12 protein-coding genes are annotated in these 18714 nt (G+C 30.0%); 10 read left to right on the top strand and 2 right to left on the bottom strand.

From position 1 onward, the window contains the following. Positions 1-536 precede the first annotated feature (536 nt). The 3 genes from I6U51_RS00705 (at position 537) to I6U51_RS00695 (ending at position 5368) form a co-directional block, all read left to right on the top strand. Positions 537-2000 (top strand): aminoacyl-histidine dipeptidase, encoded by a 1464-nt coding sequence (locus I6U51_RS00705; RefSeq protein WP_211140681.1) that lies wholly within the window; start codon positions 537-539, stop codon positions 1998-2000. Between the two features lie 398 nt (positions 2001-2398). Continuing rightward, positions 2399-4807 carry a transglycosylase domain-containing protein gene (locus tag I6U51_RS00700; protein WP_211140680.1) on the top strand — a complete coding sequence of 803 codons (2409 nt, stop codon included), beginning with the start codon at positions 2399-2401 and terminating at the stop codon, positions 4805-4807. A 150-nt stretch (positions 4808-4957) separates the two neighbouring features. After that, entirely contained in the window at positions 4958-5368 is a 411-nt protein-coding gene (locus I6U51_RS00695) for a DUF3888 domain-containing protein (RefSeq protein ID WP_211140679.1), read from the top strand. Positions 5369-5429: 61 nt separating this feature from the next. Here I6U51_RS00695 and I6U51_RS00690 read toward each other — a convergent pair whose 3' ends face one another. Next, a complete protein-coding gene (locus I6U51_RS00690) occupies positions 5430-5831 on the bottom strand; it encodes a hypothetical protein (protein ID WP_211140678.1) in 402 nt (133 codons plus the stop codon). A gap of 242 nt (positions 5832-6073) precedes the next feature. On the opposite strand from I6U51_RS00690, the gene lplA reads away from it, so the two are divergent. The 3 genes from lplA (at position 6074) to cbiM (ending at position 9101) form a co-directional block, all read left to right on the top strand. Continuing rightward, a complete protein-coding gene (gene lplA, locus I6U51_RS00685; RefSeq protein WP_211140677.1) occupies positions 6074-7057 on the top strand; it encodes a lipoate--protein ligase in 984 nt (327 codons plus the stop codon). Positions 7058-7086: 29 nt separating this feature from the next. Next, complete coding sequence (gene lipA, locus I6U51_RS00680) at positions 7087-7935, top strand: lipoyl synthase (protein ID WP_211140676.1); 849 nt, start codon at positions 7087-7089, stop codon at positions 7933-7935. A 170-nt stretch (positions 7936-8105) separates the two neighbouring features. After that, positions 8106-9101, top strand: a complete 996-nt coding sequence (cbiM, locus tag I6U51_RS00675) for a cobalt transporter CbiM (protein WP_211140675.1) — start codon at positions 8106-8108, stop codon at positions 9099-9101. A gap of 68 nt (positions 9102-9169) precedes the next feature. Here the strand turns inward: cbiM and I6U51_RS00670 are convergent, their stop codons facing one another. Continuing rightward, a complete protein-coding gene (locus I6U51_RS00670; RefSeq protein WP_211140674.1) occupies positions 9170-10837 on the bottom strand; it encodes a methyl-accepting chemotaxis protein in 1668 nt (555 codons plus the stop codon). 236 nt (positions 10838-11073) lie between these two features. Here I6U51_RS00670 and I6U51_RS00665 point away from each other — a divergent pair, with 236 nt between their 5' ends. The 4 genes from I6U51_RS00665 (at position 11074) to addA (ending at position 18714) form a co-directional block, all read left to right on the top strand. Then, a complete protein-coding gene (locus tag I6U51_RS00665; protein WP_211140673.1) occupies positions 11074-12144 on the top strand; it encodes a DMT family transporter in 1071 nt (356 codons plus the stop codon). 387 nt (positions 12145-12531) lie between these two features. Then, positions 12532-13590, top strand: coding sequence for an HD-GYP domain-containing protein (locus tag I6U51_RS00660; RefSeq protein WP_211140672.1), 1059 nt, complete (start codon positions 12532-12534; stop codon positions 13588-13590). A gap of 212 nt (positions 13591-13802) precedes the next feature. Then, entirely contained in the window at positions 13803-14861 is a 1059-nt protein-coding gene (locus I6U51_RS00655) for a sensor domain-containing diguanylate cyclase (protein ID WP_211140671.1), read from the top strand. A 100-nt stretch (positions 14862-14961) separates the two neighbouring features. Continuing rightward, the gene (addA, locus tag I6U51_RS00650; protein WP_211140691.1) at positions 14962-18714 is read left to right on the top strand and encodes a helicase-exonuclease AddAB subunit AddA; all 3753 of its coding nucleotides are present in this window, start codon (positions 14962-14964) and stop codon (positions 18712-18714) included.

Raw genomic sequence — 18714 nt, 5'->3', positions numbered from 1 at the left:
ATAATTATTTAAGCAATATGAAAGCTTCAAATGAATTCTTGAAGAATCAAATAAATTCATTAAAATCAGGAAAATAGAATAAAGTTAATAAAAGGTATTAGATACAACAAGATTTATAGTATCTAATACCTTATTTATAATAATAGAATATTTTTTTTATTAAACACAAATCATATATAGTGATAATTTTTAAAATTAATTATTTTGAATATTTATACGCATCAATTGTTTTAATGCAAAAAAAGAGTTAGAAAATTAAGTGTATTGAATAATTATTCATCATTTTTTGATTTTAATATTTATTAAATCTTTAAAATATGCAAATATTTAAATTGTACAGAAAAAATTAGAGTGAGGGTAAAATTTAAGGTAGTTGTATTGATACACTAAAAAATCCGACTTTGCAAGTCTTGATTTTTGTCTAACTTTATGGTGAAATATAAGCAGTCAAATATAATAGTTTCTTAGTTTCAGATGGTCTGAAGCAAAGATTCCTATTTATGTAAACGATGCGATTAAAAGAAAGGATGATAATAATGACAAAGGGAGTATTAAAAAATTTGCAACCAGTTGAAGTATTTAGATATTTTGAAGAACTTTCAGAAATTCCAAGAGGATCAGGAAATGAAAAAGAGGTTAGCGATTACTTAGTAGCTTTTGCTAAAGAGCATAATTTAGAGGTAATTCAAGATAAAGCTTTAAATGTTATCATAAAGAAAAAAGCAACACCAGGATATGAAAATAGTCCTGCTATTGTTATACAAGGACATATGGATATGGTATGTGAAAAAAATGTTGCTACAAAACATGACTTCACAAAAGATCCACTACAATTAAGAATTGTTGATGATATGGTTTATGCAACTGGAACAACACTTGGAGCAGATAATGGAATAGCTATTGCTATGGGATTAGCTGTTTTAGCTTCAAATGAAATAGCTCACCCTGCTGTAGAATTAGTTTGCACAACTGAAGAAGAAACTGGAATGGGCGGAGCAACTGAGTTAGATTCTAAAAATATAGACGCAAGAATACTTATCAATATAGACTCAGAAGAAGAAGGAACATTCCTTGTAAGTTGTGCTGGTGGACTTACAGCAAAAACAATTATACCTGTAACATTAGAAGATGCAGATAAAAATCTTAGTACATATACAGTAAGAATCAGAGGATTAAAAGGTGGTCACTCTGGAATGGAAATTGATAAAGGAAGAGCAAACTCAAATAAATTAATGGGACGTATCCTTATGGAACTTAGCTCATTAGTTGATTTTAGAGTGGCTTCAATAAATGGAGGATCAAAACATAATGCTATTCCACGTGAAATGGATACTATTATATTAATAAAAGCTGAGGATAAAGCTAAAGTACAAGAAAAACTTGTTGAATTAGAGGGAACATTTAAAAATGAATTTAGAACACCAGATCCAGATGTAAAAATAGAATTTGAAGAAATGACTCCAGGAGTTGCTAGAGTATTCTCAGCACAAAGTCAAAACAACGTAATAAACTACCTATACCTTGTTCAAGATGGAATTAATTCTATGAGCATGGACATTAAAGGATTAGTAGAAAGCTCATTAAATTTAGGTGTAGTAACAACTAGAGAAAATGAAGTAGAGTTTATTAGTGCTGTTAGAAGCTCTGTAAGAAGTTTGAAAATGGAAGTGTTTAACAGAATAGCTGCGTTAGCTAAGCTTGTAGGTGGAGAAGTTTCTACAGAGTCAAATTATCCTGAATGGGCTTATAATCCAGATTCAAAAATTAGAACAATCTTTGAGGATACTTATAGAAAAATAAATGGAAAAGATGCGAAAATAGATGCAATCCATGCAGGACTTGAGTGTGGACTATTTGGAGAAAAGTTCAATGGAGAAATGGATATGATATCCTTTGGACCAAACTTATATGATGTACACACTCCAGATGAACATATGAGTATTTCATCTGTTCAGAGATCATGGGAATTTTTACTTGAAGCGTTAAAAGCTATAAAGTAGTATAATAAAGACCTGTTGTCAGATTCGGTTTGACAACAGGTCTTCTTTTTAAGCAGACATACAAAATCTTAAGCAGATATCCAAAATCTTAAGTAGATATCCCAAATCTTAAGTAGATATCCCAAATCTAGGATTTGGTGATAGTCACTTACACAGAGTGCTGATTTGGTGATAGTCACTTACACAGAGTGCTGATTTGAAGTGAATCGCTTACTCAGCGAGTACTCATTCGACGATAGGAGAAGGAGTTTCATATTTATTATTAAGCAACTTATATTTATTAATTTTGTGTTAATTGTTTAGGCACATTTCATGGGATGTGTTAAAATAGAAATAGTATATAAAACCTGAAGGTCATTCGTAGTAATATATATAAAATAGAATGAGGAATGATAACTATGGAAACATCAACAAACAAAAGAACAAAAAAGAGAGTAAAGAAACCTAAGAAAAAGAAACCAATTTCTAAGGCTTTATTAATTTTAATGTCAATAATTTTACTTATAACAGTTTTTAGCTTTGGAAGAATAAAAGATGTATTTTCCTTATATAGGGATGCAAGTACTAAAGTTAAATCAATTTCAGAAGCTACTTTTAACAGTAGAGGTACTGTGTATATCTATGACAATAAGAAAGAAGTTATTGACAAGCTTTATGATTCAAAAGATGTAGAGTATGTAAACTATGCACAGATTCCGCAATCAGTAATGCAATCTTTTATAGCTATAGAGGATAAGGATTTCTATAACCATCATGGGGTTAGTCTTAAGGCTATTACAAGAGCAACATACTCTATGGTTAAAAACAAGGGAGAAATTACCCAAGGCGGAAGCACTATAACTCAACAGCTAGCTAAAAATGTCTTTTTGACTCAACAACAATCTATGAATAGAAAAATTGAAGAGATGTTTATAGCGCTAAAGTTAGAGAGAATGTATACTAAAGAACAAATACTTGAGTTTTATGTGAATAATATTTATTTTGCAAATGGAGCATACGGTATACAAGCTGCATCTAAAAAATATTTTAGCAAGGAAGTTAAAGAATTAGATTTATCTCAAATAGCTTTTCTTGCAGCGATACCAAATAATCCAGAATATTATGATCCCCTAAAGAATGAAGGTAATACAATACAAAGAAGAAATTTGATATTATCTAAAATGAAGGAATGTAATTTTATAACTCAAGGTCAATATGATGAGGCTGTAAATGAAAAAATAGCCCTGAATCCAGAAAAAGCATATACAAAACAGAGTTATATTAGCTCATATGCAGTAGACTGCGCAGCAAAAGCATTAATGGAACAAAAGGGCTTTGATTTTAGAAATAGTTTTAAGAACGATAGTGATAGGGAAACTTATAATAAGAGTTACTCAGATTTATATACAGAATGTGTAAATGAAATATACAGAAATGGATATAAAATCTACACATCAATAGATATGGAGAAACAAAAACTGCTTCAACAATCTGTTGATAGTAAACTATCTGATTTTACAGAAAAGCAGGATGGCATCTATTCACTGCAAGGATCAGCTGTAACTATTGATAATAAAACGGGTACAGTAGTTGCCATAGTTGGAGGTAGAACCTCAGATAAAAAGGATTATTTAAATAGAGCGTTCCAATCCTTTAGGCAGCCAGGATCAACTTTAAAACCACTTGTTGTATATACTCCCGCTTTACAAAAAGGCTTTACACCTTCAAGTGTAATAGAGGACAAATATACTGAGGGAGGACCGCATAATAGTGGAGATGCTTACTATGGTAATGTGACTTTAAGTTATGCTGTACAGCTATCTTTAAATACAGTTGCAAATCAAATTTTTAAACAAATAACTCCTGAGTATGGTATTTCATTTTTAAAGTCAATGAATTTTAGTAAAATAGTGAAAAAAGATTATACTTTATCCACGGCATTAGGAGGATTAACGAATGGGGCTAGTGTTGTTGAAATGGCATCTGGTTACTCTACCCTTGCAAGATCAGGGCAATACATTAATCCTACTTGTATACAAGAAATAATTGATTCTTCAGGTAATAAAATATACAAAAATAGTTATAAAACAAAGGAAGTTTATACAAAGCAAGCAAGTACGTGGATGACAGATATATTAAAAGGAAGTTTTGATAATCCATTGGGAACAGCACACAAATTACAACTATCTAATATGACAGCAGCAGGAAAGACTGGAACAACAGACAATTCAAAAGATGGATGGTTTTGTGGATATACACCATATTATACTACTGCAGTATGGGTAGGATATGATAAACCAAGAGAGTTAGATAGATTGTACGGTGGCACATATCCTGGGGGAATATGGAAAGACTATATGAATAAAATACATCAAGGTTTAGATAATATAGACTTTGAAAGACCAAATGGTGTTCAAGAATATAATGACGATGCTTTAAATAATGTGCCTGCTAATAATGAAACTCAAAAAAATGAACAAGGTTCTGCACAAGATGCAGTAAAGAAGTATGAAAGTTGTAAGCTGGATACATTAGAAGATATTAAGTTGGCGGAGCAATTTGAAAACGAAGCAACTACTAGTGTTCAACAGCTAAAAGACTTAAATCTTAGAGATCAGCTTTTAAGAAAAATATTAAACAGAAAAGCGGCAGTAACGCAAAGAAAAATTGAATTGCAGCAGGGTAATAAAAACACTGATGATAATATCAATAATGGTACAACTCCTCCATCTAATGTGGATAAGCCTAATGGAGATACAAATAATAATGATGGCAATGCTAATGGTGGACAAAAAACAAATACCAATAATAATTCTACGCAAAATTAAATAAATTTTTATTAATTAAAAATAAAGAGCATTTCCAAACAGAAAAATTCTGAGGAGGATGCTCTTTATTTATTGTAATTAATGTAAAAATTTGTGATTTATAATTTATAATCAAGATACATAAAATAAGGAAAATCGGAGGTGGTATATATGAAAAAGAAGATTATAAAGGTTTCTTTGCTATTTTTTTGTGTTATTAGTATATTCAATAGTATGACATTCACAGTACATGCATACGACAACAAAAGTATATGTTATTTAAATGCTGAAGAGAGTAAAGAGAAATTATATGAAGATTTATTATCAGCATTACTATTTCAACATATAGACTATGCAATAGAAAACTATTATGGGAAGCCAAAACAATTTACAAATCCTAAAATTTTAGAAATAAAAAGATTAGAAAAAGATTCATATTATTTTGAAGCAACAATTCAAGTGGAAACTTTTGATGGATTAAAAAAATCAAATCCTTCTACTGATGTAATTACAATAAGAAATGATGACGGAGATATAGAAGTTACTAAATTTGAGCATAAAGATACAGTTATTAAAAGTTAATAACAAAGTTATAGTCAATAATCCCCCGATTAGTTAGTTGGGGGATTATATTTGTAGTACTTTACATTATTTTATAGTACTTAGGTTGCCTTACTATATTTTGGCCTGTCTTTATAAAATAGCCCCCTGTAATCAGTGCTATTAAAATTATCAATCCATTAATTATATATTTTCTATCGTCGGAAATATATATGTTTTGATTTTTGTTAACACTAATAATTAATAAAATAGTAAATATAAACCCAACTAGAATGAACATTTTACCAACTACACGTTTCCAAACTTTTAAGTTGTTTTTAGCTAGACTAGTCATACCAATGAAACTTATGATCGATAAAATCATATTTTTTATGAATAGATTTGATTTATTTAAGGAAAATGTGGTTAGTAGCAAAAATAAAACACCAGCAACAAAGAAAAGACACATAAATATAACTGCTAGAATAACTTGTGAACGCCTCAATAATATCACTCCTTTTATTAGACTAACATATTATTTTATTCTCTATATATAAAATATATTACTACATTTACAACAATTTGTTAATATATGGAAATAAAAATCTGTCCATATATGGATATTTAAATTATTGTAACGAGTTTTTATAATGTGAAAATTGTAAAAATTGTTATAATAGTGTATTATGATTATGAGTGTTTTAATATTAACAAATATAAAATTTACATGCTTTGGGAGGCATTAATATGATTTTTATTAAAAATGAAAATACAAATCCGTACATGAATCATGCAATTGAAGAATATATATTAAAAAATTTTGATGAGGATTGCTTTATGCTTTGGAGAAATGATCCATGTATACTAATTGGAAAGCATCAAAACACTCTTTCAGAAATAAACATTGACTATGTAAATAATCATAAACTTCCTGTAGTAAGAAGAGTTACTGGGGGAGGAACTATTTTTAATGATCTAGGCAATCTGAATTTTACCTTTATATCTAATAACAGTAACAATCGTTTTGCAGATTTTAAAAAATTTACATATCCTATAGTACAAGCCTTAAAAAAGCTATCTATAAATGCAGAGTTATCTGGCAGAAATGACTTAACTATTGATGGAAAAAAGTTTTCAGGAAATGCTCAATATAGTTATAAAAATAAAATACTTCATCATGGGAGCATTTTATTTTCAGCAGATATGACTAATTTAGTACAAGCCTTAAAAGTAAAAGATATAAAATTTCAAGATAAAGCAGTAAAATCAGTTGGAAGCAGAGTTACCAATATAAAAGAACATCTTAAGGAAGACATGAGTGTCATAGAGTTTAAAAATTTTATAATAGAATCTGTTATGAGTGACCAGGAAAATGCAAAGCTTTATGAATTTGCAGAAGAAGAATGGAATGAAATCCAAAAGATATCAGATGAAAAATATGCTACCTGGCAATGGAATTACGGAAATTCACCCCAATTTAATTATTTTAGTGAAAAAAAATTCAAAGGTGGAATTGTTCAAGTAAATATAAATGTACATAAAGGATTAATAAAAGATATAAAAATATATGGAGATTTTTTCAGTGAAAAGGATATAGATGGACTTGAAGAGCTTTTAAAAAATGTGAAATATTTAAAAGATGAAGTGATCAATGCTTTGGATACGGTTGATATAGAAAAGTATATGATCAACGTCTCTAAGGAAAATTTAATAGAAATTATATTTAGTTAAAGATAACTAAAGGATTTGAGGTGTATAGTATGTATGAGAGAAAGCCTGAATGGTTAAGGGTTAGGATTAGAGGAGGAGAAATGTCTGGAGATGTACATGAGGTATTAAAAAAATATTCTCTTAATACTGTTTGTACAGAAGCAAATTGTCCAAATAGAATGGAATGTTATAATAAAAGGACTGCTACATTTATGATTTTAGGGAAAAATTGTACACGTAATTGTACTTTTTGTAATGTTACAAAAAAAGAGCCAGAGGCAGTTGATGTAAATGAACCAGTTCACGTAGCTAAAGCTGTAGAAAAGTTAAATTTAAAGCACGCGGTAATAACATCTGTTACTAGAGATGATCTTGAAGATGGTGGATCAGCTCATTTTGCAGAAGTGATAAAAGAGATAAGAAAACTAAATAAGGGTGTAACTATAGAAGTTTTAATACCAGATTTTAATGGTGATGGACAGGCCTTGAAAAATGTAGTAGTTGCAAAGCCAGACGTTATAAATCATAATGTAGAGACAGCGCCGTCTTTATATAAAAAGGTTAGACCTATGGCTATTTATAAAAGATCCTTAGAATTATTAGCTAATGTAAAAAACATAGATAATTCCATTTTAACTAAATCAGGATTTATGTTAGGGTTAGGTGAAACAGAGGAAGACGTAATAGGTATATTGAAGGATTTAAGAGATGTTAAGTGTGATATTGTAACAATTGGGCAGTACTTAGCACCTTCATCAAAGCATCATCCTATTATAGAATATGTTCATCCAGATATATTTAAAAAATATGAAACTATAGGCTTGGAAATGGGTTTTAAACATGTAGCTTCAGCACCATTAGTTAGAAGCTCATATCACGCTGAAGAGGTTTTTAAATAGTTTCATAATGAAATAAAAAGATGAATTTTCTCAAAATGATACCGATTTTGTATCGTTTTGAGAAAATTTTCATTCTAAAGCACTGAAAGGCTCATTGATGCACTTGGTATAAAACTTGCTTTATATAGATAATAAAGAAAATTAGAAGAGGGTTTTAGGGGGTTTTTATTATGCACATTCCGGATAATTATTTGAGTCCATCAACTTGCGCAGTTATAGGAACAGTAATGCTGCCAGTATGGGCTAGAGCAGTGAAGAAAGTAAAGGCAGAAGTAAGTAAGAGAAAAATGCCTATATTAGGTGTTTGTGCAGCAGTATCTTTTTTAGCTATGATGTTTAATATTCCGGTACCAGGAGGAACTACTGCCCACGCAGTTGGTGCAGTTTTGATAGCTATATTAGTAGGACCTTATGCAGCCTGTATATCTGTTACGATAGCACTGCTAATCCAAGCCTTATTCTTTGGCGATGGAGGTATACTAGCACTTGGTGCTAACTGTTTTAACATGGCTTTTGTTATGCCATTCTTAGGATATTATATATATAATTTTATAAAAACTAGGGTAAAAAGTGATAAGGGCGATTATATAGCAGCCTTTGTTGCAGGTTATGTTGGAATATTGGCAGCAGCGTTTTTTACAGCTCTTGAATTTGGTATACAACCACTTTTATTCAAGGATGCAGCAGGTGCAGCTATTTACTGTCCTTATGGACTAAATATATCTATACCGGCTATGGTGCTGCCTCATTTACTTGTTGGAGTTTTAGAAGGAGCAGTTACTGCAGGTGTTTACTCATACGTTAAGAAGATGTCACCAGGAGTTATATATGAAGGCAAAGCTACAAATAAAAAACCTCTATATGGATTACTTGCTGCAATGATAATTCTCTCTCCTATAGGTTTATTAGCTACAGGAACTGCTTGGGGAGAATGGGGCGCAGATGAGATAAAAGGGCTAGTAGGGTATGTACCAAAGGCATTTGAAAATGGATTTAGTTTTAATGCTATAGCACCAGATTATGCTATAGGTGGCATAAATGAAGTTATAGGTTATATTATATCTGCAGCCGCTGGTGTTGCGATTCTTCTAATAATATTTAAGATATTAAGCTCAACTAAGAAAGAGCAGATTGCTAGCAACAATAAAGCAGAAAATATTTCATAGATTAAAATAAAAAATAGTATGATGCTATATAGTTATAGCACCATACTATTTTTTAATATTTGCTTTAATTAAGCCTTAAAGCCAGAGACCTTATCGTATAGTTGCTGAGCGAGTTCCGATAATTGTGATACACTAGCCGCAACCTGTTGTACAGAGGCTGTTTGTTCCTCTACTGCTGCTGCCATGCTTTGAGTATCTTCTGAATTCTTACCAGCTATATTAGAAATACTTGAGGCTGTTGCCTTTATATTATTAAATTCGTCAGTGATTTCCTTATTTATTTTGGTTACATTTTGAACACCTGAATAAGTATCATTGGCTTTTTGAACAATAGAGCTCAAGGAATCACTACATTTTTTCATAAGCTCTACTTCTTTTTGAACCTCATCAACACTACTTTTCATGTCATTTTTAGTTGTATAGGTTTCACTTTGTATATTTTTAATAATAGGTATTATCTGCTTTGTAGCATTAGCAGTTTGGTCTGCTAGTTTCCTCACCTCATCAGCAACAACAGCAAATCCTTTTCCAAGTTCACCAGCTCTTGCAGCTTCAATTGATGCATTGAGAGCCAATAAGTTTGTTTGATCTGATATGTCTGTAATGAGCTCTATTATTCTGCCTATTTCCTTGGAGCTCTCTTCTAAAGCGCTTAACCTTTCGGAAACTTCATTTGAGGTACTTGATATTATATTTAGTTGAACAACAGAAGCTTCTAAATCCTTGTTTCCAGATAAAGCTTCCTTTTCTGTTTGCAGGGAATGTTTAAGAACATCATCAATTATTAAGGCAATATTATCTATTTTGTCTGAGAGAATATTTACTTTATCAAGTAAATTGTTAACTTGATTTGTTTGGTGCATACTACCTTCTGAGACCTCTTGTGCAGATACCGCTATAGTCTCAGTAGCCTGGCTGTTCTGGTAACTAATGTCGGATATTTGTTCTGATGTATCCTTAACACTTCTTGATGCATCACTGACAGATATTATGATTTGATGTATATTTTCTACGAATATATTAAACCATTTTGCTAATTGACCAATTTCATCCGCTGAATTTATACTTATTCTTTTAGTTAAATCGCCGTTGTCACCAGCTATGTCCTTCATTCCGTCTGTTAAATTCTGCAGTGGATTTATTATAGTTTTTCTTACAGTAAAAATAGAGGATATAATAATAATTAATGCTATTACGAGAAATGCACTGCTTAATTCCTTTGATAACATAACTTTTTTGTTAGAATTATTATCTAACATAAAAACAACTTCATTAATGCTATTTACAATACTATTTATATTTTCATTTATATAGTTTAAAGAGCTTTGCTGTGAAGATAGGTTAGGGGAGTCAATTATGTTTGTATATTCCTTTTTAAAATTTTGCCAGTCGCTATTAATTTTTTTTGTTTTTTCTAGAATAGCATTATCATTACAGGCTGTAAGTTTAAGATCATTGTCCCCTTTTTCAAGTCCTACTAATATTTTCTCGAATTGCGCAATTTCCTTCTGCATATCTGATTTTATCTTATCTTTTTTAGTGATATCCTTCTCGCTTATAAATTGATTAGCCATATAAGCTAGTTTATAGCTTCTCATCCTTTCACTTCCAGAAAGGTTTATAGCTGAAGCATCACCTTTCAAATTATTAAAGGTAACAAAATTAGTGGTAACAATGGAAATTATAAGCAATGAAAGAAAAAATAATATTAAATTTAATTTCGTGTTTATTTTCAAATAATATACCTCCTAATATATCTTATTACTGTATAATCATTATTATAAAATTACTCTTACAGTATATAAATATTATATTATTAATTATTAAATATAAAAAGCATTTTGTAATAATAAAATATAAAATAATATTTTTATTAGAAAATGCAATAATGGATTATTAAGGTTTATGTTATTATATTAATTGTATACTAATATTAAGTTTATATAATCGTGAAGCTAAAGGAGGAAAAGATATGAACAACTATAAATCAGTTCTACAAGCAATAACGGCGGCCTTACTATTTGGAGCCAGTGCACCCATATCAAAACTGCTTTTAGGATCAATAGATCCTGTGCCTTTAGCTGCATTTTTATATATTGGCAGTGGAATAGGATTAATAATTTTTAAAATTATAAAGAGATGTATAAATAAGAGTGAGGATAGAGAAGCACCACTTAGTAAAAAGGATATACCTTGGTTGATAACAGCAGTATTTTTGGGAGGCGTGGTTGCACCAATAATTCTCATGAACAGTCTTAAGGTAACACCAGCATCTACAGCGTCATTACTTTTAAATTTTGAAGGTGTTGCTACTACACTAATAGCAACTTGTTTTTTTAAGGAAAGTGTAGGAAAAAGGATTTGGATTGCAATTATAATGATTACATCATCTACTGTAATATTGTCATGGGATTTTAGCAATCAGTGGGGATTTTCCTTAGGAGCAACAGGAGTAGTAATTGCGTGCCTTTGTTGGGGAATAGATAATAATTTTACAGGAAAGATATCCTTAAAGGATCCTTTTTCAATTGTTATCATAAAAGGCATTGGAGCAGGTTCTTTTTCGTTAATCTTATCATTATTGTTGAAAAGTAATTTTCCAAGTATAAAAATAATAGCATTAGCTATGATTCTAGGGTGTTTTAGCTATGGCTTTAGCATTGTACTTTTTGTATTAGCTTTGAGAGGATTAGGAAGTGCTAGAACTAGTGCTTTATTTGGAACAGCACCATTCATTGGTGCGATATTATCATTTATATTATTTAATGAAAGGATAAGTATAACTTTTATTGTAGCTTTACCTCTAATGATTATCGGTGCAATTTTGCTTCTGAGAGAAAATCATGAGCATGAGCATTTGCATAGAGCTGTTATGCATGAGCACAGACACTGTCATGGTGATGGACATCATGAGCATCTACATAAAGAAGAAATTGCCGATGACTTTTATCATTCTCACATACATACCCACGAATCGATAATGCATAACCATTCTCATACCCCAGATATTCATCATAAACATGATCATGATAATTGTAATTAAAAATACTTAAAATTGTAAACAACTTGTTATATAATTTAATTATAGTAATAAATTTATAAAGAGAAAGTTAACTATGAATAAGATTCATAATATAAATTAAGTGTAATAAAATTATTTGAATAATATTAATACCCAAAACAGATAGAAATAAACTTTATCCGATGACTACCCGCTCTAATACTCCCATCGCACTTTGTGAAAGCGATTCGCACCAAATCAAAGATTTGGGCTCTCTGCTTTTCTCCAAGCGGGAGTAAAGAGCGGCTACGTCCCTGGATAACGATTTCTAAGCATCAGGTGGAGGTTAAATGCCTAAATGGCATTTAACGGGCNNTGCCAAGAACTCTGTTTATATTAATGCTTATATTGAGAAATGGGGATATTATTATGAGATTTATACTTGTGAGAAATTTAAAGGGGAATGAAATATTAGCTCAGACATTATTTGATGGTTACGGTAAGATACTGCTTCCAGCAGGGACCAAACTGAATGTACCTTATGTAAATAGGATAAGACAAAGTGGTTTTTATTATATCTACATAAAGGATGAAGCATTGGATGATATTAAATATGATAGGACTATAGTAAATTTAAAACAGAGAACTGTGGAAAGGCTTCCGTCGCTTTTTAAAAATATACTTAACAAGGATCAAAAGAATATAAAAGAATCCCTATACATGGTAAATGAGCTTGTTAGTTATATAATTAAAGAAGGCGATATTAATACTAATTTGTATGAAATAAATAAGTATGATAACTATACCTATGTGCATTGTGTTGATACTGGAATAATGTCAATATTTTTAGGCCGTTTTTTAGGGTTAGGTGTAGATGATTTGAGCAATTTAGGTACAGCTGCTATATTACATGATATAGGGAAAATACAAGTTCCTGAGAAAATTATAAATAAGATTGGAGTCTTAGAGAAAAGCGAGTTTGATGAAATAAAAAGGCATACTATATATGGATATAATGCTTTAAAGAACGCAGGAATAATAGAAATCAATACTTTAGCTGGTGTACTTGAGCATCATGAAAAAGTTAATGGAACAGGTTATCCTTTAGGGTTAACTGGCGATAAAATAAATATTTTTGCTAAAATTATAAGTGTATGTGATGTATTTACTGCATTAAGCGCTAATCGATCTTATAGAGAACGATTTAATCCAAATGAAGCCTATGAATTTATATTGTCAAATATAAATGTTGCTTTTGATAAGGATGTAGTAGATAAGTTTAAACAGAATTTCTCTATTTATCCATTAGGAGTTTGTGTAAAACTTTCTAATGGTATAGAAGGATTTGTTATAAAACAAAATAAGTTTTTCCCAGATAGACCTATAATACGGATAAGCTATGATCATATTACAAAAAAGAAAATATGTCCATATGAATTAGATTTGTTAACAGCTCTGGATATAACGATCAACTCTATTGTGGGGTAATTCAACGATTTTTTAATAAAGCATATTGTAGAAGTAGACTAAGATATTTCTATATTTATGCTATTTTTATTATAAAGAACTTCTCAGTGCAATATTTTATAGTAATATTATGGAAAATACATAGTGAATTATGGTATTCTATAATTATGATTATAAATAATTTACAAAGAAGTAAGTTGTTTAACCATTCGAAATGGATAGAGGAGAGGAATATGTTGTGGTTTCTAGAAAAATATGATCAGCTAAAAAAGGACTATGAAAGCTATCAAAAAATGGCAGAAGAAATAATACAGAAGCAAAACTTTAAAATCATAGAATTAGATAAAAAACTGGACATGTTATCCTTAATAGTAGAAATTAGCGAATATATTAATAAATGCTTAGGAAGCGATGACATAATTTTCATGATTAATGACATAATGATAGGCATTCTAGGAGTAACTTATTCAAGTATATATCTAGCTGAAAATAATATATTAAGATTAAAATCCACAAACTTAAAAAGTACAGATCACCATTATAAAATACATGATTTTAATAGTAATAATTGTAGATTAAGTACATCTTTAATAAATTCACAGACTAATATATCAAAAAATGAAGCTACTGAAATTCATTCCTCTATATATATGCCTATATATTTAAAAGATAACCTATTAGGAGTAATTATTGTGGAACATAACATTTATGAATACTTAAATGACAACCACATAAAACTTTTAACTGCTCTTAGCAATCAGTTAGCAATATGTATAGAAAATAATAGACTCTATAATAAGATAAAAGAAAGCTCTCAAATAGATGATCTTACAGGATTGTATAATAGGAATCATTTCTTTTCAATTGTTGAAAGAAACAGTAGAAATACTGAAAAGCCTTATGCAATAATTATGATAGATTTAGACAATTTTAAAAGGTGCAATGATACTTATGGACATCAATGTGGAGATATTGTACTTAAGAAAATTAGCGATATAATAAAATGTAATCTTAGAAAAGAGGATATTGTGGCTAGGTATGGAGGAGAAGAAATAATAGTATGTATGTATGATGTTGATAAGCCTAGTTACGTTTATTACAGAATGGAGCATATAAGAAGAATAATTGAAAAGACAATAATTTATTATAAAAATAGTCAGCCTAGTATAACAGTTTCAATGGGCATAAGTATCTTAAAGAATAATTCTGAGAATATGGAACAAGTTATAAGAAGAGCAGATATTAATCTATATAAAGCAAAGAATTCAGGGAAAAATAAAATTATTTGTTAATATTATTTTAAATCATCCATATCTAGTAGTTTGATAAACTAAAATACTAGATATGGATGATTTTTATGTATAGAATTATGATAAAATAAAAGTGGGTGATATTATGAGTACAAAGTGGACAAAAGAACAAAAGGATGCTATTTTTACAAGAAACTGCAACTTGTTAGTAGCAGCAGGTGCTGGCGCTGGTAAAACTGCAGTTCTGGTAGAAAGAATAATAAAAAGAATAACTGATGAAAAAGAAGATATAGATATTGATAGACTATTAGTTGTTACATTTACTAATGCTGCAGCAGCTGAAATGAGAGAGAGAATTGGAGATGCTATAGCAAAGGAACTGGAAACAAATCCAGATTCTAAAAAGTTGCAAAAACAGCTTACGTTGTTAAATCAATCAAATATAATGACTATACATTCATTTTGTTTAAAAGTTATAAAAAATAATTTTCATCTCATAGATTTAGATCCGAGCTTTAGAGTTTGTGATAATACAGAGTCTATACTTTTAAAACAAGAAAGCTTAGAGGAATTGTTTGAAGAAAACTATGAAGATAGTAATAATGAAATTTTCCTAGAACTAGTAGATGCATATGGTGGGAAAAGTGATTTTCAAGTTCAAAATATGGTGATCAGTCTATATGAATTTGTTAAAAGTTCGCCCTGGCCCGAAAAGTGGCTAATGGAAATGGCCGAAAGATTTAATCTAGAAGATGAATACAACTTCGGGGAGTCAGACTGGGCAAGCATATTACTAGACTATTTAAAAGTAGAGGCCTATGGATGTAAAAGTAAAATGGAAAAGGCTATAGAAATAGTGGAAAAGGCTGAAGGAATAGATTATTATTTAGAACCATTTAAAAATGACCTGAATAATATCAATGAAATATGTAATTGCAGTTCATGGGATGAATTTAAAGAAAAGTTCTTGCTTTTGAGTTTTGAAAAACTTCCTATAAAAAAGAATAAGGATGCAGATAAGATAGCAAAAGAAAGAACAAAAAAGATTAGAGATGAAGTTAAAAAGAAACTCAATGATATTAAAGAAGATATTTTTGATAGTAATGATAACATTGAAAGAAATTTGAAAGAATTATACCCGATGATGAAATGTTTGGTAAGTTTAGTAATAAGTTTCGATAAAAAGTATGGTAACAAAAAAAGAGAAAGAGGTATGGTAGATTTTAATGATATTGAACATTTTTGCTTAAATATTCTTACTACAGAAGACGATAATGGTAATATAGTACCTTCAGAAACAGCTTTAGAGTATAAGCAGCAATTTGAGGAAATACTTATTGATGAATATCAAGATAGTAATGAAGTTCAAGAGGTAATAATGAACATGATAGGAAACAGGAACGATATTCCTAATATGTTTATGGTAGGTGACGTTAAGCAAAGTATTTATAGATTTAGACAGGCTAAACCTGAGTTGTTTTTAAGTAAATACAATACTTATTCAGAGAAAGCTGAAGATAGAAACAGAAAAATAAAATTATTTAAAAATTTTAGAAGTAGATCAGAGATAATATCTGGCGTTAACTACTTATTTAAACAAATAATGTCTGTAAATGTTGGAGAATTAGATTATGATGAAGAGGAAGCTCTTAAAAGTGGAGCAACTTATCCAGAAACAGAGCAGATTTGCGGAGGAGATATAGAACTACATCTTATAGATAAGAACAGTGATAGTTTAAGTGAAGAATATGAATCTGAAGCTATAGATATTAATAATGGTTCGGAAGAAGTGTTAGACAACATACAAATAGAAGCTAGGCTAGTAGCAAGAAGAATTAATGAACTTGTTAACTCTTCTGATAAGCAGAAGCTTCATGTATATGACAAAAACATTAATGGATATAGACCTGTAAGGTACCAAGATATAGTGATACTTATGCGTGCTACGGCTAATTGGGCACCAACATTTGTAGAAGAACTTACCAATATAGGTATACCTGTTTTTGCAGATACAGCTACAGGGTATTTTGAAACCATTGAAATTAGAACAATAATGTCGTTGCTGCAAATAATAGATAATCCAATGCAAGATATACCATTAATTGCAGTTCTACGTTCACCTTTAGAATCTTTTACTTCAGAAGATTTAATGGATATTAGAATGATAGATAAAAATATATCATTTCATGAAGCATTAAAATGCATATGCAAGTGTGATGAAGAATTTGAAAGTAATAATGAAGAGCTTGTTAATTTGAGTCATATAACAGAGGAACTCAGAAGGAAAGTATGTAATTTTGTAGAAAAAGTTAATATATGGAGAGATAAAGTAATTCATATGCCTATCGATGAATTCATATGGTATCTTTATAAATCAACTGGATACTATGGGTTTGTGGGAGCTATGCCAGGAGGAAAGCAAAGGCAGGCGAATTTGAGAATCCTATTTGAAAGAGCAAGACAATATGAAAGAACAAGCTACAAAGGACTTTTTAATTTTATAAATTTTATAAATAAACTTAGAAATAGCAGCGGAGATATGGGAAGTGCAAAGATTCTCGGTGAAAATGAAGATGTAGTAAGAATAATGAGCATACATAAAAGTAAGGGGTTAGAGTTTCCGGTAGTAATACTTGCAGGATGCGGTAAGAATTTTAATTTAATGGATATGAATAGAAATGTATTGTTTCATGGAGAATTGGGGCTTGGACCAGATTATGTTAATCTTAGCAGAAGGATATCTTATCCAACAATTGTAAAACAGGTATTAAAGAAAAAATTAAAGCTAGAAACATTATCTGAGGAGATGAGGATTCTTTATGTTGCTTTTACAAGAGCTAAAGAAAAGCTTATATTAACAGGCATGGTAAATGGTTTTGAAAAGGTTGCTGATAAGTGGTGTAGTGCATTAGATTTTAATAATATTAAAATACCTGAATATGCTGTTATGAATGCTAAAAGCTATTTAGATTGGATAGGACCTTCAGTAGCAAAGCATGCAGATGGAAGACTAATTAGAGAGTGTGCAGGCAGCAACTATAATTTGCAAAATCAAATAGATGATGAATCAAAGTGGAGTGTTAAGGTTTGGAGTAAAGAAGATTTTAAGGGCAATTCTAGTGAAGACTTAGAAGAAATAGATATGATAAAGGAAATAGAAAGTATTAACTCAAATAATGAAATAAGTGAGTATAATTCAGAAATAAATAGAAGACTTAACTGGGAATATAAATATAAGGAAGCATGTAGTATACCAGCAAAGTATTCTGTATCAGAATTAAAAAGAAAATTTTCTATGATAGAAGAAGGAGACAGCAGAGAATTAATAACTTCATCTACTCTAAAAAAACCGTCTTTCCTTCAGAAAAATAAATTTATATCTTCGGCAGAAAAGGGAACTTTAATACACCTTATTATGCAACACATAAATTTAGACAAGACATCTTGTATTGAAGATATAAAAGAGCAAATATGTGACTTAGTAATAAAAGAATTTATTACAGAAGCAGAAGCGAAAGTTATACCTATAGAAAAAATATTATTATTTTTTAAGTCTAGTATAGGGGGAAGAATGAAAAAGGCTTTGAAGGTCTATAGGGAGGTTCCATTTTTTATAGAGCTATCTTGCACTGATATATACAATGAACTGCAGAAGGATATATATGAAGATGAAAAAATAATACTTCAAGGAATAATAGATTGTTATTTTGAAGAAGATGAAGAATTAGTAATTTTAGACTATAAAACAGATTATATAAAGGATATAAACGAAACCAAGGATAAGTATAAGCTGCAGATACATTATTATACAAGAGCTCTGGAGATGATGACAGGTAAACCTGTTAAAAACAAATATCTATATTTGTTTTCTACAAATGAAATATTAGAACTGTAG

The sequence above is a fragment of the Clostridium aciditolerans genome (assembly GCF_016316925.1).
Taxonomy (GTDB): Bacteria; Bacillota; Clostridia; order Clostridiales; family Clostridiaceae; genus Clostridium_AM; species Clostridium_AM aciditolerans.
Note: the sequence above shows the minus strand (reverse complement) of the source record. Positions and strands in the feature narration are given on the sequence as shown.

What these genes read in the sequence shown, in the direction of transcription:
- I6U51_RS00705 (WP_211140681.1), top strand. Translation starts at nt 537, where the DNA reads ATGACAAAGGGAGTATTAAAAAATTTGCAACCAGTTGAAGTATTTAGA.
- I6U51_RS00700 (WP_211140680.1), top strand. Translation starts at nt 2,399, where the DNA reads ATGGAAACATCAACAAACAAAAGAACAAAAAAGAGAGTAAAGAAACCT.
- I6U51_RS00695 (WP_211140679.1), top strand. Translation starts at nt 4,958, where the DNA reads ATGAAAAAGAAGATTATAAAGGTTTCTTTGCTATTTTTTTGTGTTATT.
- lplA (WP_211140677.1), top strand. Translation starts at nt 6,074, where the DNA reads ATGATTTTTATTAAAAATGAAAATACAAATCCGTACATGAATCATGCA.
- lipA (WP_211140676.1), top strand. Translation starts at nt 7,087, where the DNA reads ATGTATGAGAGAAAGCCTGAATGGTTAAGGGTTAGGATTAGAGGAGGA.
- cbiM (WP_211140675.1), top strand. Translation starts at nt 8,106, where the DNA reads ATGCACATTCCGGATAATTATTTGAGTCCATCAACTTGCGCAGTTATA.
- I6U51_RS00665 (WP_211140673.1), top strand. Translation starts at nt 11,074, where the DNA reads ATGAACAACTATAAATCAGTTCTACAAGCAATAACGGCGGCCTTACTA.
- I6U51_RS00660 (WP_211140672.1), top strand. Translation starts at nt 12,532, where the DNA reads ATGAGATTTATACTTGTGAGAAATTTAAAGGGGAATGAAATATTAGCT.
- I6U51_RS00655 (WP_211140671.1), top strand. Translation starts at nt 13,803, where the DNA reads ATGTTGTGGTTTCTAGAAAAATATGATCAGCTAAAAAAGGACTATGAA.